This window comes from Phenylobacterium zucineum HLK1, assembly GCF_000017265.1.
Lineage (GTDB): Bacteria > Pseudomonadota > Alphaproteobacteria > Caulobacterales > Caulobacteraceae > Phenylobacterium > Phenylobacterium zucineum.
This window is the reverse complement of sequence record NC_011144.1, coordinates 978,938-996,602: the sequence shown is the minus strand read 5'-3', so window position 1 is coordinate 996,602 and position 17,665 is coordinate 978,938. Positions and strand designations below refer to the sequence as shown.

Below are 17,665 nucleotides of genomic sequence, written 5' to 3'. Positions count from 1 at the left end.
GTTCAGCCCTGGCCGAACTGCCCGGGCAGGTGCGTCACTCCAGGCACGCCCAGGGAGTCGTAGTAGGCCACCGCCCCGTCGGCGAAGTAGTGGCACACCACCGACCGGCGCGAGCGGCTGAGGTCGGCGCGGGGCGAGCCAGCGTGCATCAGGTTCTCGTGCCAGATCAGCACCGTGCCCGCCTTGGGCTGGTAGGTCACGGGCGTCGCGCCCAGCTGCGCGATCATCTCGCTCCAGACCGGCATCACCTTGTCGCCCAGCGGCCCGAAGTCGCCGTCGGTGACCTTCGGGGTGTCGACGGTGCGGGTGTAGATGCGCTTCAGCCGGTGGCTGCCGGGATAGACGACCAGCTCGCCCGACTGCGGCTGCACGTCCTCCAGCGCCGTCCAGACGCCGCACATGTAGCCGGCGGGGAACGGGGTCAGGTGGATGGTGTCCTGGTGGTGGTCCTGCTGCGAGCCGAACACATAGGTCAGGGACTGGCAGGGCAGCGCGGGCGCGCCGAAGATCAGGCCCAGCATCCGCAGCACCTTCGGATGGGCCCACAGCTCGCGCACCGCCGGGTGCTTCTCGTGCAGCCCGTGCATCCGCTGGCTGGAGCCCCACTCGTAGCCCTCGTGCTTCTCGGCCACCGCCGCGTCCAGGGCCGCATTCAGGCGCGCGAGGTGGGCCTCGTCCACCACATCCGGCAGGACCGTGAAGCCGTCGCGCAGGAAGCCGCGCAGGGCCTCGGCCTCGGCGGCGTCGATCTCGCCCTTGGAGAGCAGGCCGTCGATGTGCGCCAGGGCCTCGCCCTCGCTGCGCTCGAACCAGGGCCGCACCGACGGGTCGTCGTAGTCGTAGAAGCTGCTGTCGGCCAGGCCGTCCAGGAACACCGGCACGCCGCTGCGGCGCAGGCTCTCGGCCACCTTGCGCGCGAGCTCGCCCTTGTTGTGGACCTGCAGGGTCAGCGCCTGCCGCGCCAGCGTCGCGCCGGCGCCGTCCTGCAGCTCGAACTCCAGCCTGACCGGGCCGTCCGGGAGCAGCTGGCCGTGGGCGCCCAGCCAGAAGCTGACCGGCTCGGCCGCCAGCGAGAGCGGCTTTGCGAAGGTGAGGCCGCCCGGCCCGCGGACCACCAGCCTGGCCTCTTCCACCGGCCCCGGGGCGCTGGCCTCGACGTCGATGGTGATGAGCCCGGCGGCCGGCCGGTGCTCGGCCGGCGAGCTGGCCCGGAGGCTCGCGCCCCCCGCGGCCGAGGGCTTCTTGAGGAGACCGAACAGCGAGCGCATCGAAAACTTCCCCGACAGAGCGTGCAGGCGCGAAGCACAGGCCCGGCGCCGGATTCCGTCAAGCGCCAGATTGGCGCGGAACTAAGTCATTTCGTGAGGACGATGGTACCTTCCAGCATCAGTTCGCGCTTGGCCTCGCGCGTGAAGGCCTCGTCGAAGCTGCGCAGCACGTCCACCGCCCATTCCGGCAGCTCCAGGTCCGACCGGCCGGTCGCCAGCCGCAGGTAGATGGCCCCGGAGTCGCGATAGAGGGTCGGGTGGTCGTTGTGCGCCACGAAGGTCGCCTGGGAGAAGCCGGCCTTTCGGGCGATGGCCGCCATCGCTTCGCGCGAGAACAGCCACTTGTCGTCCAGGGCGGCGATCTCCTCGGGGCTGCGGTCGGACCGGCTGCGGGCCTCGATGTCGCGGATCAGCCGCTGGACGATGTCGCGGATGACGGGGTCCAGCGCCTCGCCGCGCAGGTCGCCCTCCACCAGTACGCGCTCGAACGCCGCGCGGACGATGCCCCAGCCGTTGAACGGCTCGAAGAAGATCGCCTGCCCGCCCGGCTTCAGGGCCCGCGCCGCAGCGGCGATCCCGTGTTCCGGATGCTCCAGGTGGTGGAGGATCGAGGCGCCCGTGACGAGGTCGAACGCGCCCGGGGACACGTGGTCGCTCATGGCGTCCATCTTCACGCAGACCACCTCCTCGGCCGAGGCGTCGCCCGCGAGGTACTCGGCCAGCAGGGCCAGGAGTTCGCCGGAGAGGTCGGTGGCGACGATCCGCGCGCCGGGGAACAGCCGCCGGCAGGGCACCACCGAGTTCACGCCCGAGCCGCTGCCCAGGTCGAGGATCTTCGGCGCCCGCGCGACCTTGGCGCCGGTGGCCTCCAGCGCCTGGCGGAACAGCTTCTCGAAGTGGTCGCTGGCCGAATAGCGCCGATGGTACTCCTCGGCGTTGGCCTTGAACTGGTCGGTGATCGTGGCCTGGGAGGCGTCGTCGCGGATCTGCCAGACCCGCACCTGGCCGTCCGGATCCTGCAGCAGGGGCGCAAGCGCGGACGCGAACAGGGGCCCGGCCCACGCCGGCAGGTCGCTCGCCGACGCCGGGGGAACCGCCGCAGGCTTGCGGCGCATCATCTGTAACAGCGACGCCATGGCGACTCCGCGGGGTGACTTCAGCCTTCGCAGAAACCCGGAGTTGCGCCCGCCGTCAATCAGGCCGCGAGCGTCCAGGCGAACCGCAGGTCGTCCAGGAACATGGCGTAGGCCTTCGCCTTGGCCTCTGCGTCGGGCACGCGCAGCAGGTACGAGGGGTGGTAGGTGACCACGCCCTGGGCCTGGTCGGGAAGCTGGATCGCCTGCTGGCGGAATTTGCCGATCGGCGTCGGCTTGCCGAACACCGCCAGGGCCGCCGTAGCCCCGAGGGCGACCACCACCCGCGGCTGCACGATCCGCCGCTCGGCGTCCAGCCACCAGCGGCAGGCCGAGACCTCGCCCGCGTCAGGCGTCTTGTGCAGCCGGCGCTTGCCGCGCGGCTCGTGCTTGAAGTGCTTCACCGCGTTGGTGACGAACGTCTCGGCCCGGGGGATGCCCGCCTCGGCCAGGGCCTTGTCCAGCACTCCGCCCGCGGGGCCCACGAACGGCCGTCCCGCCAGGTCCTCCTGGTCGCCCGGCTGCTCGCCCACGAACATCAGCCGCGCCTGCCGAGGCCCCTCGCCGGGCACGCCCTGGGTCGCGTCACGGTAGAGGTCGCACCGCCGGCAGACCTGCACGCCCGCGGCCACCTCCTCCAGCGTCGCCGGCGGCTGGCCGTCGTAGGGCGCGTCGCGGCTGGCGCGGGCGGCGGCGCGCACGATCCGGCGGTCGGGTTCGGTGGGGGCCTGGCGCACCATCTGGCTCGTCCTCACCTCGGCTTTGGCGATCAGTTCGGGAATGAGGCCGGCTTCGGGGAGGTTCCGCCAGTAGCGCCGAGGCATCTCCTTGGTCATGGCCCCGACCTTCAGCCGGGCCGGGTTGAAGATCGAGGCGTAGTAGGTGCGCCAGTAATCCTCCAGGGCGTCGGACGAGGGCGCGTCGGCCGCGTCGGCCCCGGGGGTAAAGGCCAGCGCCTTCAGGTCCCAGTGCGCGCAGACGTCCGGCGTCAGGATCGAGAAGCGCATGTTGGCGAAGCGGCGCGCGAAGAACGGGGCGACCAGCTCGGTGACCCGGTGCGCCGGCTCGAACCAGGCCACATAGGCCTCGCCCTCCTCGTCCTCGACCTGCCGGAAGCGGACGAAGGCCTTCATCTTGTGGGCCGCCTTGTCCACGTCGCGGGCGAACTGCCGGGCCCGGGCGACGTCGGGGTCGGTGGTCATCCGCAGCAGGTCCGGCGCGTCCTGCAGCCGCCAGAGCAGCCGATAGAGCAGCGCGAACCGTTCGTCCGATCGGTGCAGCACCACCTGGCCGGCCAGGTCGAAGAACTCCCGCGGCACGGTGAAGGGGCGCGCGGAGTTCCCCGCCGGCGCGGGCTCCGAGGCGGGAAAGAGGCCGGCCTCGCCGTCCACCGTCCAGAGCACCGCCTCGGGCGGCGTTCCTGCCGCACGCAGCCGCCGGGCCGCGGCGCGCCAGCCGTCGAGGTCGGTCTCGGAGGCCAGGCGCACCACCTGCATCAGAAGAGCTCCAGCTGCTGCGGCGGGGAAACGAATCGGGCGCGAAGGTCGGCCGCGTCGGCCAGGGCGCCAGGCCGCCAGTCGTCGGTCACCACGAACGGCTTCAGCCGGGCGATCCCGCGGGACAGCCGCTTCACGTCCGCGAGCGTGATGCGCTTCAGGCGGCGCAGCTCCAGGATCTGGTCGACGGCCCGCACGCCCAGGCCCGGGACCCGCAGCAGCCGCTCGCGGTCGGCGGCGTTCAGGTCCACCGGGAAGTCCCCGCGGTTCCGGAGCGCCCAGGCCAGCTTGGGATCGACTTCGAGGTCCAGGTCCTCGCCCTCGGCGATGATCTCGGCGCGCCCGAAGCCGTAGAAGCGCATCAGCCAGTCGGCCTGGTACAGCCGGTGCTCCCGCACCAGGGGCGGCCGCTGCAGCGGCAGCCGGGCGGTGGAATCCGGGATCGGCGAGAACGCCGAATAGTAGACCCGCCGCAGCCGGTAGGCGCCGTACAGCGTCTCGCTGCGCTTCAGGATCTCGCCGTCGGTGGCCGCGTCGGCGCCGACGATCATCTGGGTGGACTGACCGGCCGGCGCGAACTTCGGCGGCCGCGCCGCGCGGGCCGGCTCGCGGGCCGCCTCCTCGCCGACGCGCACCGCGCCCATCGCCTTCTTGATTCCGTGCAGGTCCTTCTCGGGAGCGAGACTCGCCAGGCTCTCGTCGCGGGGCAGCTCGATGTTGACCGAGAGCCGGTCGGCGTAGAGCCCCGCCTCGTTGACCAGCGCGGGGGACGCCTCGGGGATCACCTTCAGGTGGATGTAGCCGCGGAAGTCGTGGACCTCGCGCAGGGTGCGGGCCACCCGCACCAGCTGCTCCATCGTGTAGTCGGCGTTGCGGATGATGCCCGAAGAGAGGAACAAGCCCTCGATGTAGTTGCGCTTGTAGAAGCCCAGCGTCAGGTCCACGACCTCGTCCACGCTGAACCGCGCCCGGGGCGTGTTGGAGCTGACCCGGTTCACGCAGTAGGCGCAGTCGTAGACGCAGAAGTTGGTCAGCAGGATCTTGAGCAGGCTGATGCAGCGCCCGTCCGGCGCGTAGGCGTGGCAGATGCCCATGCCGCCGTCGGTGGAGCCTACACCCTTCCCGCCCACGGAATCGCGCGTCACGCTGCCCGAGGAGGCGCAGGACGCGTCGTACTTGGCCGCATCGGAGAGGATGGCGAGCTTGCGCTTGAGATCGAGAACCGCCATGCGCCGACCTTACTGTTCTCATTTTGTTCTGTCCAGCGCATGGCGGGCTGTCAGGAGGTCGCATCCGCCGCCGCGCGGCCGCCGTAGCTGCGCGCGATGGACACGACCCTGCACCCCACGCGGCGGGCCATGCTCGCCGGCGCCGCGACCCTCGCCCTCCCCGGCCTGGCGATGGCCGCACCGGCCCGGCTGACCTTCGCCGTCTTCCGCAACGGCGTGCGCATCGGCGAGCACGTCCTGACCCTCTCGGGCGACCCCGACGCGCGCACCGCGAGCTCCGAGGTGGAGATGGTGGTCAAGCTGGGGCCCGTGCCGGTGTTCCGCTACCGGCACCAGGCGGTGGAGCGCTGGCGCGACGGCCGCTTCGCCGCATTGCGGACCGCCACCAGCAGCAACGGAAGGCGGGAGCGGGTCGAGGCCGAGGCGCAGGGGGCGGCGGTCGCCATAGAGGGCTCGTCTGGGCGCATCCTGGCGCCGGCCAGCGCCCATCCCCTCACCCACTGGAATCCGGCCGCCTTCGCCCACCCGCTGTTCAACCCGCAGACCGGCCGACTGGCGAAGGTGCGGGCGACGCGCGCCGCCCCCGGCCACTGGACGATCCGCGGCGAGGCCGAGATCGACGACTTCTACGACGCGGCGGGCCAGTGGCGGGCGCTCGTCGGCCGCCTCGAGGACGGTTCGAAGATCGAGTATCGCCGGGTGTGATCGCACCCTCCCCGGCCTTCGGGGACTCTGCTAGACCGGCCCCATTGAATTCATCCGTTTCCTGAAGGGGCCGCGCCGCCCTGGCGCGCGGCCGAGACGATTTGGACGATCCGGCCGACGCCTCCCGTCCCGCCGCGGCGGACGACGACCTGCCCGCGCGCGAGGCGGCCTACGAGAAGTTCGTCTGGGACAACCTGCGACGCAACTACCTCGCCCACTACCTGCACGGCATGCTGGGCATGACCGGCTTTCGGCTGATCAACGCCCCCACCTTCCTGCCCGCCTATCTGCACGCGGTCTCGGGCTCGAACGCGATCGTCGGGCTCGGGCTGGCGCTACAGCAGCTCGGCGGGATCATCTCGCCCATCTTCGGCGCCACCAAGGTCGAGCACCGCACCAAGGTCATGCCGGCGGCGCTGTGGATGGGCGGCCTGGGGCGCCTGGCCATCCTGGGCATGGCGGCGGCCGGCTGGATGCTCTCGGGCCAGCCGCTGGTCGTGGCCCTGCTGTTCTTCATCTTCATGTTCGGCGTCTTCATGGGCGCCCAGCGGGTGGTGTTCTCGCTCCTGATGTCGAAGGTGATCCCGCTCAGTCGGCGCGGGCGCCTGCAGGCCTGGCGCAACGCCACCGGCGGGGCGATCGCCGCCGTGCTCGCCTACTTCGCCGGCAAGTACTTCGTCGGGAAGGACCTGTTCGGGAACGGCTATTCGACCACCTTCGCGTTCGCCTTCCTGCTGACCAGCGCCGGCCTCTGGGCGCTGCAGGTGCTGATGAAGGAGCCCGAGCCGCCCACCACCCGGCCGCGGGCCCGCTTCCGGGACCGGCTGCGGGAATTCCCCGCCCTGATCGCCGAGGACCGCGCCTACGGCTTCTTCCTGCTGGTGCAGATGCTGACCACCTCGGCGCGGATCGCCACGCCGTTCTACATCCTCTACGTGGGCCGGATGATCGGGGCCGACGGGGCGATGCTGGGCCTGCTGTCGTTCGCCTTCCTGGGCGCGGACACGGCGGCGAACCTGGTCTGGGGCTACCTGGGCGACAAGACCGGCTTCCGGCTGGTGCTGCTGATCTCGCTGCTGGGCTGGATCGGCGCGACCCTGCTGCTGCTCAACGTGCACGAGGTCTGGGCGACGTTCATGGCCTTCGCCGGCCTCGGCGCCGCGTCCTCGGGCTACATGATGGCGGCCCAGACCATGATCCTGGAGTTCGGCGCCCGCGACGACCTGCCGATGCGCATCGCCGTCTCGGCCACGGCCGAGAGCATCACCGCCACCGCCGGTCCCCTCCTGGGCGGGCTCGTGGCCGAGGCGTTCGGCTACACCGCCGTGTTCGGCGCCTCGCTCGCCTTCCTGGGCGCGGCGCTCGTCATCCTGATCCTCGCCGTGCAGGACCCGAGGCGGCGGACCTAGATTCCGCCCACGGTGTCGGCGGACGGCCCCGCCGCACGTCCTTGGGGCGCAAACCTCAAGGGAGACGCGCCATGCGGATGATCTTCGTGAACCTGCCCGTCCGGGACCTGGAGGCCTCGCGCCGGTTCTACGGAGGGCTCGGGTTCGGCTTCAATCCCCAGTTCTCGACCGACGACTGCCTCTGCGTGATGGTCGAGAGCAACATCGTGCTGATGCTGCTGACCGAGCGGCGGTTCCGCGACTTCATCACGGGCGAGATTTCGGACACCGCCAAGGGCAAGGAGGTGCTGCTGTGCCTGTCCGCCGGCAGCCGGGCCGAGGTGAAGGAACTGAAGGCCAAGGCCCTGGCCTCGGGCGGCCGGGAATGGATGGCCGACCAGGACCACGGCTTCATGTACGGGGCCAGCTTCCAGGACCCCGACGGCCATGTGCTGGAAGCCGCCTGGATGGACCCCGCCGCGGTGGCGCAGGGGGCGCACCCGGAGGCGCAGCCGGCTTAGGCGGCCGCGCGCTTCTCGGCCCCGCCGGCGATGCGGGCGCGGGCGATCTCGTTGGCGACCTCGTTGCTCGGGCGGCGCTCGCGCTGGGCCTGCTCGAGAACCTCGTCCAGGGTCTGGGCCAGACGGTCGAGCTTGACGTCGACCCAGGCCGGATCGAACGCCTCGTCACGGTCCAGGGCGCGGATCTCGCCGGCGACATTGATGATCCCGCCGCCGTTGATGACGTAGTCGGGGGCGTAGAGGATGCCCCGCTCGAAGACGGCGCGGCCGGTGTCGGCGTCGGCGAGCTGGTTGTTGGCGGCCCCGGCGATGATCGGGGCGGTGATCCGCGGCAGGGTCTCTCGGCTGATCGCCCCGCCCATGGCGCAGGGGGCGAAGACGTCGGCCTCGGCGTCGAAGATGGCCGAGGGGGCGACGACCTGGGCGCCGGTCTCGGCGGCGAGGCGCTCGACCGCCTCGCGGTTCACGTCGGCGATGATCAGCTTCGCGCCGGCCGCGTGCAGCTTCCGGGCGAGGTGGCCGCCCACGTGGCCGACGCCCTGCACCGCCACCGTCACGTCGTCTAGGTCGCGGTTCAGCGCCCGGCGTACGCACAGCCGCACGCCCCGGAACACACCTTCGGCGGTCACCGGGCTGGGATCGCCCGAAGCGGCCGGGTGGCCCTCCAGGCCCGCGACGTAGCGGGTGCGCCTGCGGGCGTGGGCCAGATCCTCGGGCGAGACGCCGACATCCTCGGCGGTCCAGTAGCGGCCGCCGACCGCCTCGACCGCCCGGCCGAAGGCCTCGAACAGGGCCGGCGTCTTCTGGGTGCGGGAGTCGCCGATGATCACCGACTTGCCGCCGCCCAGCTCCAGGTCGGCCATGGCGTTCTTGTAGGACATCGCGCGCGAGAGGCGCAGGGCGTCGGTCAGGGCCTCCTCGGCGCTGGCGTAGGGCCACATGCGGCAGCCGCCGGCGGCGGGTCCGCGGGCCGTCGAGTGCACGGCGATAATGCTCTTGAGGCCGGTTTTCTCGTCATAGAAGGCGTGAACGCCCTCGTGTCCTTCGAAAGCCGGGGAATCGAACAAGGTCATGCCGCAGACTCTGCCTTCGCGTGAAAGGTTTTCTCGCCAGCCTCTACGCCCTGGCGCCGCACCTCACAACCCCGCAGCCCGGCGTTCGGCTCCATCCGGCGCGGGCGCCGTGGGGATCGGCGGGGCGCCCGACGGCAGCGGCGCGCGCCGGTCCTTCAGGAAGGCCAGGACGTCGGCCCAGACCACGGGCCCCTGCCGATCGCGGGTCAGCAGGTGGTAGCCCTTGGCGTAGTAGGCCGAGCGGTCCGAGCGGCGCAGGTTGGCGGCGGCGCGGAAGGCGGCGTGCTTCGGGATGATCTGGTCGTTGGCGCCGTAGAGGTACAGCGTCGGCACGGGATCGTCCCCGACGGTCTCGGCCCCCCGGTCCATCAGGCCCACGAGGCCATAGAGGGCGTCCGAGCGCGCGCCCCAGATCATCAGCGGGTCGCGGCCCATGCGGATCAGCTCCTCGCGGTTGTCGGTCGGCGTGATCCGCGAGGTGAGCCAGCGCGGCGGGGTGTAGACCTTGGCGGCCGTGAAGTTGGCCGCGAGCCACAGCATGGTGCGGTTCGGCAGCGGCTGGTCGCGCCAACCCCAGACCGCCGGCGCCAGCAGGATCAGCCGGTCGGCGTCGGGCGGCCGGTCCGAGGCGAAGGCCGCCGCGGCCACCGCCCCGCCCATGCTCTCCCCAACCACCGCGATCAGCGCGTCCGGGTGCCGGCGGCGGGCCAGGGCGACCACCGTGCGCAGGTCCTCGGTCATCAGGTCCTCGCCGGCCCAGATCCCCCGCCCGGGCGAGCGGCCGAAGCCGCGCTGGTCGTAGGCGTAGGTCGTCACGCCCTGCTGCGCCCACCACGGCGCGGCCAGGTGGAAGGCGTTGGCGTAGTCGTTCATCCCGTGCAGCGCGACGATCACCGCCCAGGGGTTCCCGGCATGCGCGCCCTCGGCCTCCCAGGTCGACAGTCCCAGCAGGGCCCCGTCGAAGCTCGCGACCACGTCGGCGCCGATGTAGGGCCCGCGGTAGCCGCCCGGCGGCTCGGCCGGCCGCTGCACCGCCATGGTGCTGCAGGCCGCCAGGCTGAGGGCGGCGATGAGGACGAGGACGATACGCTTCATCGGCAGGCGGGACCCTCCAGGCGCCGCGCCCGGCGGATCACGCCGCCAGGAACGCCTTTTCCTGGGCGATCAGCCCGGCGAAGGACGGCCGCTCCAGGATCTTCGCCACATAGGCGGCGGTCTTGGGGTGGGTTCCCGCGTCGACTGCGCAGTCGGCGTGGGCCATGGTCGCCAGCGGGCTGGCGACGGCGATGTCGGCCAGGGTGAACCGGTCCTCCACCAGGAAGCCCGAGGGCGGGATGACGCCCTCCAGGTAGTCCATCAGCTTGGGGAATTCGACCTGCTGCGCCTCGTCGGCCGCGGCCAGGTCGCCGGGCTTGCCCAGGAAGCGGGGCGAGACGATCCGGTTGAAGACGATCTTGCCCCCGCAGGCGGCGACGATCGTGTCGCCGAACTCCTCGAACCAGATGGTTCGGGCACGCGCCTTGGGCTCAGTCGGGATCAGGTTCGGCTCGGGCCGGACGGCGTCCATGTAGGCGACGATGGCGGTAGAGTCCGCCAGCAGGAAGTCGCCGTCCTTCATGGCGGGGATCTTCCCGAAGGGGCTGGCCTGCCGGAATTCGGGCGGCGCCATGCCGCCGCCGGCGGGGACCACCTCGAACTCCAGCCCCTTCTCGGTCGCGAAGACGATGGTCTTGCGCACGAAAGGCGAGAGCGAGGCTCCATAGATCGTGATCATGCGCGATGCTCCTTTTCGGCCTCGGTCGGCAGCCGCATCCGCCAGACGCCCTTGAAGGTGTCGGGATCGGCCGGCTTGTTGTGCCGCAGGATGACGATCCGGCCGGCCCGCGCCAAGCCCACGGCGACGGCGCGCACCTTGCCCAGCTCGCGCCGCCAGCCGGCGGGGTCGACCGCCTTGGCCACGTCCTCGGGAGAGACAGACTTGCCGGGCGCGGCCTTGTCCAGCAGATCGAAGATTGCGTCCTCGACGGCCTGGCTCATGCTCAGCCGCCCCGCTTCATCGTCTCGCGGGCGATGATCACCTGCTGGATCTGGCTGGTGCCCTCGTAGATGCGGAAGATCCGCACGTCGCGGTAGAAGCGCTCGATGCCGTATTCGGCGATGTAGCCGGCGCCGCCGAAGATCTGCACGGCGCGGTCGGCGACCCGGCCGACCATCTCGGAGGCGAAGTACTTGGCCGCCGCGGCCTCCATGGTCACGCTCTGGCCGGCGTCGCGCTTGCGGGCGGTCTCCATGACCAGCGCCCTGGCGGCGAGCGCCTCGGTCTTGCAGTCGGCGATCATGCCCTGGACCAGCTGGAAGTTCGACAGCGCCTGGCCGAACTGCTTGCGCTCGGCGGCGTAGGCGACGCTGTCGGCGATCAGCCGCTCGGCCACGCCCACGCAGATCGCCGAGATGTGCAGCCGCCCGCGGTCCAGCACCTGCATCGCGATCTTGAAGCCCTCGCCCTCGCCGCCCAGGCGGTTCTCGGCCGGCACGCGGACGTTGTCGAAGTTGACGTCGCAGATGTGCGCGCCCTGCTGGCCCATCTTCTTCTCGGGCTTGCCGACGGTCACGCCGGGCAGGTTGCGCTCCACCAGGAAGGCCGAGACGCCCGAGCCGCCGGGCTTCGACGGGTCGGTGCGCGCCATGACGGTGAAGAGGTCGGCCCGGTTGGCGTTGGTGATGTAGCGCTTGGAGCCGTTCAGGACGTAGTCGTCGCCGTCGCGCACGGCCTTGGTCTGCACCGCGCCGGAATCCGAGCCGGCCTCGGGCTCGGTCAGCGCGAACGAGGTGACGATCTCGCCCGAGGCGACGCCCGGCAGGTACCTGGCCTTCTGCGCCTCGGTCCCGAACATCACCAGGCCCTGGCTGCCGATGCCGACGTTGGTGCCGAAGGCCGAGCGGAAGGCGGGGCTGGTGCGGCCGAGCTCGACGCAGACCAGGCACTCCTCCTCCATGTTGAGGTCGAGGCCGCCGTACTCGGCCGGGATCGACAGGCCGAAGAGGCCCAGCCCTTTCATCTCCTCGATGACGTCGGCGGGAATGGCGTCGTCCTCGGCCACCTTCGCCTCGAGCGGGCGCAGGCGCTCGGCGACGAAGCGGCGGACGGTCTCGATCAGCTGGTCGCGGGTTTCGGCGTCGAGCGCCATGGTGTTCATCCCCCTACTGGCAGGCCTTGGTGGCGATGGTTTCCCGGAAGCGTCCGAGGCCGACGGCGAGGATCGGCGCGCGCCAGGTCTCGACGTGGACGCTCTTCGGGCGAAGCGAACAGGACACCGGCGCGGGCGACGGCGTCAGCTTGTTGCCGGGCCGCACGATCAGCGCCATGGCCCGGTAGTCGAGCGGCTTCTCCGTGCGGTTCCAGATCTTGAGCACCGTGGCCCGCTTCTCGGCCGAGCCGTCGAGCGCAGCGGCGATCTGGCCCTCGGGCGGCGGAGCGAAGGTCTCGGTCACGGCCCCGTCCGGATGGGCGGCGGCGAGCTTGCCCTCCTCGACCTTGAAGAGGACCGGCAGGCCCTTGTCGTCGAGGCGGAACAGGGCCCGCTGGCCCAGCACGATCTGCAGGGTCTCGCCGTCGACAAGCGTCTGGGGCGTGAACGACAGCGGGGCCGGCGGCGTCTCGGGCGCCTCGGGCGCGGGCGGCGCCGCAAGGGCCAGGGCCATGAACGCGGTCGCGAGCACCGTCATCGGCCAGCCTCCGGCGCCGGGCAGACCACCTCGTTCGTGTCGCGCAGCGCGAAATCGCTGAGCAGCACGCCGGCGGTGTCCGGCCGGCGGGGCCAGTGCTCGTAGTTCTGAAGCAGCGGCAGGACGGTGCAGACGCTGGTCGGCTCGGCCGTCCAGCGGCCCGGCTCGGCGGCGTGGAGCAGCCGCGCCCGGTAGTCGAAGGCCTTGGAGAGACCGCTCACCAGCTTCATCAGCACGTCTCCGTTCGACAGCCGCTCCAGGCTGATCACCACGGTCCCGGTGGGCGCGTCCTCGAAGGCGCCGCGGCCGGGCTTGGGCGGAGCGGCGCTGCCGGGCGGCGCCGGCTCGACCGACAGCAGCTCGGGCGGCCCGCCTGCCGGCAGACGCACGGTCGCGCGCTCGCCGACGACGATCTGCACCGCGCCCTGTTCGGTCACCTGCGAGCGGGGCGCCTCCTCACGCGCCTCCTGGGCCGCCGCCGGCGCCGCGACGAGGCCCGCAAGCGCGAAGGCGAGCGCGAGTTGCGCCACGCCCGCACGCCGATGGACGGTCCGGCCTTGCATCTTGGCTCCTCGGGAGGCTAGTCGGCGGGCGCGCAAACTAGTGTTTGAATCCGCCGGGGGCAAACCCCGCGCAGCGACGATCCGGAGGGGAAATGGACGGCGGCGACCAGGACCAGGAATACATCTCGCACCTGAGCACCGTGTCCGAGGGCGAGTGGGCCGGCTGGTCGTACTATCCGGGCGGCGACCCCTACGAGGACCTCGCCGGGCCGTTCTACTTCAGGGAACGGGACGGGCGGCCGGTCTGCGCCTTCCGCGCCGAGCGCAAGCACATGAACGGCGGCATGTTCATGCACGGCGGCTGCGTGATGACGTTCGCGGACTTCTGCCTGTTCGTGATCGCCCGCGAGGCGCTGGCCGACAGCCGCGCCGTCACCGCCACCTTCAACGGCGAGTTCGTCGGCTCGGCGGCCGTCGGCGACCTCGTGGAATGCACCGGCGAAGTAGTGAAGGCCGGGCGCAGCATGGTGTTCGTGCGCGGCCTGATCGTGAACGCCTCGCGCGGCGGCGAGCCGATGATGAGCTTCTCGGCGGTGCTGAAGAAGACCGGCCCGCGCCGCGGCTGAGGCGCCGGCCGGAAACAGACCGGCTCCCGGGCGTTGTGCCGGCAACGCCAGGAGCCGCGCCATGACCAAGGTCCTAGTCCTCTACCATTCCACCTACGGCCACATCGAGGCCATGGCCCAGGCCGTGGCGGAGGGCGCCCGCGAGATCCGCGGCGCCCAGGTAGACCTCAAGCGCGTGCCCGAGCTGGTCCCCGAGGAACTGGCCCGGGAGTCCGGCTACAAGCTCGACCAGGAGGCGCCGATCGCCACTGTGGCCGAGCTGGAGCAGTACGACGCCATCGTCATCGGCGCCGGCACCCGCTTCGGCCGCATCCCCTCCCAGATGGCGAGCTTCCTCGACCAGGCGGGCGGCCTGTGGGCCCGCGGCGCGCTGAACGGCAAGGTCGGCTCGGCCTTCACCTCCACCGCCACCCAGCACGGCGGCCAGGAGACGACGCTGTTCTCGATCATCACCAACCTGCTGCACTTCGGCATGTGCGTGGTCGGCCTGCCCTATTCGTTCGCCGGCCAGATGACCCTGGACGAGATCACCGGCGGCAGCCCCTACGGCGCCAGCACCATCGCCGGCGGCCGCGGCCAGCGCTGGCCGACCCGCAACGAGCTGGCCGCCGCGCGCTTCCAGGGCCGGCTCGTCGCCGAGACCGCCGCCAAGCTTGGCCACGGCGCCCAGGCGATGCTGCGGATGGACATGTCCGGCCCCGAACAGCGCTCGTGGGAAGACCCGCGGGAGGACGACCAGCCGCGGGCTTAGCCCCAGGCCTAGGCCGGCGCCTTCTGCGGCATGCCGGCGGCGGCGGCCGGACGCGCGCGCATCGCCTCGGCCCAGCGGCCGACGTTCTTCAGCTCCTCCGGCGGCTTCAGCTTGATCATGCGGCCGAAGTCGAGCCCGACGAAGGCCACGATGTCGGCGATGGTCAGCCGCTCGCCGGCCAGCCACTCGCTCTCGCCCAGGCGCCGGTCCAGCACCTTCAGGGCCTTCAGGGCGGCCTGCAGGTTGTATTCGCCCACCTGCGGGTTCTGCTGCTCCAGCTTCCCCATCATCGGGTGGGTGTGGCGCACGCCCAGCATCAGCGGCGTGGCGACCAGCATCTCGGCCCGGCGGGTCCACATCTCGATCACCGCCGTCTCCTCCGGCGTGCGGCCGAACAGGTTGGGCTCGGGATAGCGGCTCTCGAGATAGCGGCAGATGGCGACGGACTCGGTGATGCAGGTCCCGTCGTCCAGCTCCAGCATGGGCACGTTGGCCAGCCCCGCCTTGCGCAGGTACTCCGGCGTCTTGTGCTGGCCCTCGATGATGTTGAGGGTGACGACCTCGACGTCGTCGATCCCCTTCTCGGCCATGAACCAGCGCACCCGGCGCGGATTGGGCGCGAGCGGCGTGTCGTAGAGCTTCATCGGCGGGCTTCCTTCCTCGTTTCCGAGAAAAGTGCACGCTCGGTCACTTCCGGTCAAGCTATCCGAACAGGACGCTCGGCAGCAGGCCCACGACCGAGGCGGTCAGGCAGGTGGCGAGGAACCCCGCCAGCATCGCCTTCCAGACCATGCCCACGACCTCGTTGCGCCGCTCGGGGACCAGCACCGAGTAGCCGGCGAGGTTGATCCCCACCGAGGCCACGTTGGCGAAGCCGCAGAGGGCGTAGGTCATCAGCACCCGCGTGCGCTCGTCGATCTCGCCCACCGGGATCGCGCCCATGCGGATGAAGGCGGTGAATTCGGTCAGCACCAGCTTCACCCCCAGCAGCGAGCCGGCCGTCGGCGCATCGTGCCACGGCACGCCGATGGCCCAGGCCAGGGGGGCGAAGACGACGCCGAGGCCGCGCTCGACCGACAGCGGCGCGCCGGCCACCTGCGGCAGCAGGCCCAGCAGCCCGTTGAGCATCGCCACCAGGGCCACGAACACGATGAGGGTCGCGCCGACGTTCAGGACGATCTGCAAGCCGTCGGTGGTGCCCTTGATCAGGGCGTCGATCGAGCTCTCGTAGCGCTTGGAGGCGGCGGGGTCGTAGGCCTGAGCCTGCTCCACATCCGGGTCGCGCGGCACGATGATGCGCGCCAGCAGCACGCCCGCCGGCGCCGAGACGATCGAGGCGGTCAGCACGTGGGCCGCCGCGTTCGGCAGCACGTCCCGCAGGATCGTGGCGTAGGCGACCATGGTCGAGCCCGAGACGCAGGCCATGCCGACGGCGATCAGCATGAACAGCTCCGAGCGCGAGAGGCCGGCCAGGTAGCTGCGGATGAAGATCGGACCTTCCACCTGGCCCATGAAGACGGTGGCGGCGGTGGCCAGGGCCGGCGGGCCGCGCAGGCCCATGGTCCGCTCGAACACCACGCCGAAGCCGCGGGTGATCCAGACGAGGATGCGCCAGTGCCAGAGCAGCGCCGCCAGCGCGCAGACCACCAGGATCACCGGCAGCACCCGGAAGGCGAAGACGAACATCGAGCCGGGGTCGGTCAGCGGATAGGGCTGGTTCGGCGTGCCGGCCAGGAAGCCGAACACGAAGGCCACCCCGGCCTGGGTCGAGGACGCCAGCCCGTCGACGGCGTGGCCGACGCCCTGCAGCGCCACGCGCAGCGCCGGCAGCCCGAACAGCGCGAGGACGAGGATCGCCTGGACCAGGATGGCCCCGATGGCGAGCTTCCACGGGAAACGGCGCCGGTTCTCGGAGATGGCCCAGCAGAGCCCGAGCACCAGCGCCAGGCCGACCAGGCTCTGGGCGTTCGCGAGACTGAACATTCACCCCCCGATGCGCGGGCCCCGATGCGCATGCACGCCGAGTCCGCCCGCGTGGGCGGATACAGGCGCCAGAACCCTAGGAAGCGCAAGCGCGCCCTAAGGTCCTACCCTCAGAGACCCACCATCGAGAGGCCGCGTTCGTCGTAGCGGGCGCCTTCCACCGCGGTCTCGGGCACGGCCGCCGCGATCGCCGCCAGATCGTCCGGGCCGAGCGTCACGTCGGCGGCGCCGGCGTTCTCCTCCAGGCGATGGACCTTCGTCGTGCCGGGGATGGGCACGATGTCGGGGCCCTGCGCCAGCAGCCAGGCCAGCGCGAGCTGGGCCGGCGTATGGCCCTTCTCGGCCGCCAGCCGCGTCAGGGTCTCCACCAGCGGCAGGTTCTTCTGCAGCGCCTGACCCTGGAACCTGGGCATGAACCGGCGGAAGTCGTTCTCCACCAGCGAGTCCTGGCCCTTCACCGCCCCGGCCAGGAAGCCCCGGCCCAGCGGGCTGTAGGGCACGAAGCCGATCCCGAGTTCGCGACAGACCGGCAGGACCGACGTCTCGGGGTCCCGCGTCCACAGCGAGTACTCCGACTGCAGGGCCGTGACCGGATGCACGACGTGCGCCCGGCGGATCGTCTCGGGTCCGGCCTCGGACAGCCCGAAGCAGCGCACCTTGCCGGCCTTCACCAGCTCGCCCACCGCGCCCGCCACGTCCTCGATCGGCACGTTCGGGTCCACCCGGTGCTGGTAGAAGAGGTCGATGACGTCCACGCCCAGGCGCTTCAGCGAGGCGTCGGCGACCGCGCGGATGTTGTCGGGGCGGCTGTTCGTGCCCGCCGGGCGCCCGGCCGCGCGGGCGGCCTCCAGGTCGAAGCCGAACTTGGTGGCGATCTGCACCCGGCCCCGGAAGGGCTTCAGCGCCGCCCCCACCAGCACCTCGTTGGCGGTCATGCCGTAGATCTCGGCCGTATCGAAGAAGGTGACGCCCAGCTCGACGGCGCGCGCGACCAGCGCCTCGGCCTGCGCCGCCTCGACTGGGGCGTTGTAGACGCCGGACAGCCCCATGCAGCCGAAGCCGATCGCCGAGACCTCCAGGCCCTGGGTTCCGAGTTTGCGTCTGTGCATGGGCGGCTCCTTCTTCCGGAGCGGGAATCTTAAGCGCCTCGCGGCGGCCGGCCGCAAGCTCGGCGCGGCCCGGTTGAGCATTACGAAGGTTTAATCGCGAAGGTCGCATCCGCCGGCGGTCCCGGCGGCCTCTTTCCCAGTGAAGCGCATCCAG

19 protein-coding genes are annotated in these 17,665 nt (G+C 71.4%); 5 read left to right on the top strand and 14 right to left on the bottom strand.

Annotated features, from left to right (window positions below; translation table 11 throughout):
• Nucleotides 1-2 precede the first annotated feature (2 nt).
• The 4 genes from PHZ_RS04925 to PHZ_RS04910 all read right to left on the bottom strand — a co-directional run bounded on the left by PHZ_RS04925 (nt 3) and on the right by PHZ_RS04910 (nt 5,126).
• Nucleotides 3-1,268: a phytanoyl-CoA dioxygenase family protein gene (locus PHZ_RS04925; RefSeq protein ID WP_012521463.1), complete on the bottom strand. Its 1,266-nt coding sequence runs from the start codon at nt 1,266-1,268 to the stop codon at nt 3-5.
• An 86-nt stretch (nt 1,269-1,354) separates the two neighbouring features.
• Complete coding sequence (locus PHZ_RS04920; protein WP_012521462.1) at nt 1,355-2,404, bottom strand: class I SAM-dependent methyltransferase; 1,050 nt, start codon at nt 2,402-2,404, stop codon at nt 1,355-1,357.
• Nucleotides 2,405-2,463: 59 nt separating this feature from the next.
• Nucleotides 2,464-3,897, bottom strand: a complete 1,434-nt coding sequence (locus PHZ_RS04915; protein ID WP_012521461.1) for a UdgX family uracil-DNA binding protein — start codon at nt 3,895-3,897, stop codon at nt 2,464-2,466.
• On the bottom strand, nt 3,897-5,126 hold the full coding sequence (locus PHZ_RS04910; RefSeq protein ID WP_012521460.1) for a putative DNA modification/repair radical SAM protein: 1,230 nt from the start codon (nt 5,124-5,126) through the stop codon (nt 3,897-3,899). Before PHZ_RS04910 ends, PHZ_RS04915 begins: the two co-directional genes overlap by 1 nt.
• A 96-nt stretch (nt 5,127-5,222) precedes the next feature.
• Between PHZ_RS04910 and PHZ_RS04905 the strand changes: the two genes are divergently transcribed.
• The 3 genes from PHZ_RS04905 (at nt 5,223) to PHZ_RS04895 (ending at nt 7,740) form a co-directional block, all read left to right on the top strand.
• The gene (locus PHZ_RS04905) at nt 5,223-5,831 is read left to right on the top strand and encodes a DUF6134 family protein (protein ID WP_012521459.1); all 609 of its coding nucleotides are present in this window, start codon (nt 5,223-5,225) and stop codon (nt 5,829-5,831) included.
• Between the two features lie 101 nt (nt 5,832-5,932).
• Nucleotides 5,933-7,240: an MFS transporter gene (locus tag PHZ_RS04900; protein WP_012521458.1), complete on the top strand. Its 1,308-nt coding sequence runs from the start codon at nt 5,933-5,935 to the stop codon at nt 7,238-7,240.
• Nucleotides 7,241-7,311: 71 nt separating this feature from the next.
• On the top strand, nt 7,312-7,740 hold the full coding sequence (locus tag PHZ_RS04895; protein ID WP_012521457.1) for a VOC family protein: 429 nt from the start codon (nt 7,312-7,314) through the stop codon (nt 7,738-7,740).
• Here the strand turns inward: PHZ_RS04895 and PHZ_RS04890 are convergent.
• From PHZ_RS04890 to PHZ_RS04860, 7 genes are all read right to left on the bottom strand, one after another.
• The gene (locus tag PHZ_RS04890) at nt 7,737-8,813 is read right to left on the bottom strand and encodes a Glu/Leu/Phe/Val dehydrogenase dimerization domain-containing protein (RefSeq protein ID WP_012521456.1); all 1,077 of its coding nucleotides are present in this window, start codon (nt 8,811-8,813) and stop codon (nt 7,737-7,739) included. The two genes, PHZ_RS04895 and PHZ_RS04890, sit on opposite strands and share 4 nt — an antisense overlap.
• Before the next feature lie 63 nt (nt 8,814-8,876).
• Nucleotides 8,877-9,908: an alpha/beta fold hydrolase gene (locus tag PHZ_RS04885; protein ID WP_012521455.1), complete on the bottom strand. Its 1,032-nt coding sequence runs from the start codon at nt 9,906-9,908 to the stop codon at nt 8,877-8,879.
• Nucleotides 9,909-9,945: 37 nt separating this feature from the next.
• Nucleotides 9,946-10,587: a glutathione S-transferase family protein gene (locus PHZ_RS04880; protein ID WP_012521454.1), complete on the bottom strand. Its 642-nt coding sequence runs from the start codon at nt 10,585-10,587 to the stop codon at nt 9,946-9,948.
• Nucleotides 10,584-10,850: a DUF3253 domain-containing protein gene (locus PHZ_RS04875; RefSeq protein ID WP_041373195.1), complete on the bottom strand. Its 267-nt coding sequence runs from the start codon at nt 10,848-10,850 to the stop codon at nt 10,584-10,586. Before PHZ_RS04875 ends, PHZ_RS04880 begins: the two co-directional genes overlap by 4 nt.
• A 2-nt stretch (nt 10,851-10,852) precedes the next feature.
• Nucleotides 10,853-12,001: an acyl-CoA dehydrogenase family protein gene (locus PHZ_RS04870; protein WP_012521452.1), complete on the bottom strand. Its 1,149-nt coding sequence runs from the start codon at nt 11,999-12,001 to the stop codon at nt 10,853-10,855.
• Nucleotides 12,002-12,014: 13 nt separating this feature from the next.
• Nucleotides 12,015-12,539, bottom strand: a complete 525-nt coding sequence (locus PHZ_RS04865) for a hypothetical protein (RefSeq protein ID WP_041373194.1) — start codon at nt 12,537-12,539, stop codon at nt 12,015-12,017.
• Nucleotides 12,536-13,102 (bottom strand): hypothetical protein, encoded by a 567-nt coding sequence (locus PHZ_RS04860; protein ID WP_041373193.1) that lies wholly within the window; start codon nt 13,100-13,102, stop codon nt 12,536-12,538. Before PHZ_RS04860 ends, PHZ_RS04865 begins: the two co-directional genes overlap by 4 nt.
• 92 nt (nt 13,103-13,194) lie before the next feature.
• Between PHZ_RS04860 and PHZ_RS04855 the strand changes: the two genes are divergently transcribed.
• Both PHZ_RS04855 and wrbA read left to right on the top strand, forming a co-directional pair.
• A complete protein-coding gene (locus tag PHZ_RS04855; protein WP_012521451.1) occupies nt 13,195-13,668 on the top strand; it encodes a PaaI family thioesterase in 474 nt (157 codons plus the stop codon).
• 61 nt (nt 13,669-13,729) lie between these two features.
• Complete coding sequence (wrbA, locus tag PHZ_RS04850) at nt 13,730-14,419, top strand: NAD(P)H:quinone oxidoreductase (RefSeq protein WP_012521450.1); 690 nt, start codon at nt 13,730-13,732, stop codon at nt 14,417-14,419.
• 8 nt (nt 14,420-14,427) lie between these two features.
• On the opposite strand, the gene PHZ_RS04845 is transcribed toward wrbA, so the two are convergent.
• The 3 genes from PHZ_RS04845 to PHZ_RS04835 form a co-directional block, all read right to left on the bottom strand.
• Nucleotides 14,428-15,063 carry a glutathione S-transferase family protein gene (locus PHZ_RS04845; protein ID WP_041373192.1) on the bottom strand — a complete coding sequence of 212 codons (636 nt, stop codon included), beginning with the start codon at nt 15,061-15,063 and terminating at the stop codon, nt 14,428-14,430.
• A 58-nt stretch (nt 15,064-15,121) separates the two neighbouring features.
• Nucleotides 15,122-16,402: a NupC/NupG family nucleoside CNT transporter gene (locus tag PHZ_RS04840; protein ID WP_012521448.1), complete on the bottom strand. Its 1,281-nt coding sequence runs from the start codon at nt 16,400-16,402 to the stop codon at nt 15,122-15,124.
• 110 nt (nt 16,403-16,512) lie between these two features.
• A complete protein-coding gene (locus tag PHZ_RS04835) occupies nt 16,513-17,511 on the bottom strand; it encodes an aldo/keto reductase (protein WP_012521447.1) in 999 nt (332 codons plus the stop codon).
• Between the last annotated feature and the right edge of the window lie 154 nt (nt 17,512-17,665).

Excerpts from the sequence above, each read along its gene's own strand:
- PHZ_RS04925 (WP_012521463.1), bottom strand. The coding sequence starts at position 1,268 with ATGCGCTCGCTGTTCGGTCTCCTCAAGAAGCCCTCGGCCGCGGGGGGC.
- PHZ_RS04920 (WP_012521462.1), bottom strand. The coding sequence starts at position 2,404 with ATGGCGTCGCTGTTACAGATGATGCGCCGCAAGCCTGCGGCGGTTCCC.
- PHZ_RS04915 (WP_012521461.1), bottom strand. The coding sequence starts at position 3,897 with ATGCAGGTGGTGCGCCTGGCCTCCGAGACCGACCTCGACGGCTGGCGC.
- PHZ_RS04910 (WP_012521460.1), bottom strand. The coding sequence starts at position 5,126 with ATGGCGGTTCTCGATCTCAAGCGCAAGCTCGCCATCCTCTCCGATGCG.
- PHZ_RS04905 (WP_012521459.1), top strand. The coding sequence starts at position 5,223 with ATGGACACGACCCTGCACCCCACGCGGCGGGCCATGCTCGCCGGCGCC.
- PHZ_RS04895 (WP_012521457.1), top strand. The coding sequence starts at position 7,312 with ATGCGGATGATCTTCGTGAACCTGCCCGTCCGGGACCTGGAGGCCTCG.
- PHZ_RS04890 (WP_012521456.1), bottom strand. The coding sequence starts at position 8,813 with ATGACCTTGTTCGATTCCCCGGCTTTCGAAGGACACGAGGGCGTTCAC.
- PHZ_RS04885 (WP_012521455.1), bottom strand. The coding sequence starts at position 9,908 with ATGAAGCGTATCGTCCTCGTCCTCATCGCCGCCCTCAGCCTGGCGGCC.
- PHZ_RS04880 (WP_012521454.1), bottom strand. The coding sequence starts at position 10,587 with ATGATCACGATCTATGGAGCCTCGCTCTCGCCTTTCGTGCGCAAGACC.
- PHZ_RS04875 (WP_041373195.1), bottom strand. The coding sequence starts at position 10,850 with ATGAGCCAGGCCGTCGAGGACGCAATCTTCGATCTGCTGGACAAGGCC.
- PHZ_RS04870 (WP_012521452.1), bottom strand. The coding sequence starts at position 12,001 with ATGGCGCTCGACGCCGAAACCCGCGACCAGCTGATCGAGACCGTCCGC.
- PHZ_RS04865 (WP_041373194.1), bottom strand. The coding sequence starts at position 12,539 with ATGACGGTGCTCGCGACCGCGTTCATGGCCCTGGCCCTTGCGGCGCCG.
- PHZ_RS04860 (WP_041373193.1), bottom strand. The coding sequence starts at position 13,102 with ATGCAAGGCCGGACCGTCCATCGGCGTGCGGGCGTGGCGCAACTCGCG.
- PHZ_RS04855 (WP_012521451.1), top strand. The coding sequence starts at position 13,195 with ATGGACGGCGGCGACCAGGACCAGGAATACATCTCGCACCTGAGCACC.
- wrbA (WP_012521450.1), top strand. The coding sequence starts at position 13,730 with ATGACCAAGGTCCTAGTCCTCTACCATTCCACCTACGGCCACATCGAG.
- PHZ_RS04845 (WP_041373192.1), bottom strand. The coding sequence starts at position 15,063 with ATGAAGCTCTACGACACGCCGCTCGCGCCCAATCCGCGCCGGGTGCGC.
- PHZ_RS04840 (WP_012521448.1), bottom strand. The coding sequence starts at position 16,402 with ATGTTCAGTCTCGCGAACGCCCAGAGCCTGGTCGGCCTGGCGCTGGTG.
- PHZ_RS04835 (WP_012521447.1), bottom strand. The coding sequence starts at position 17,511 with ATGCACAGACGCAAACTCGGAACCCAGGGCCTGGAGGTCTCGGCGATC.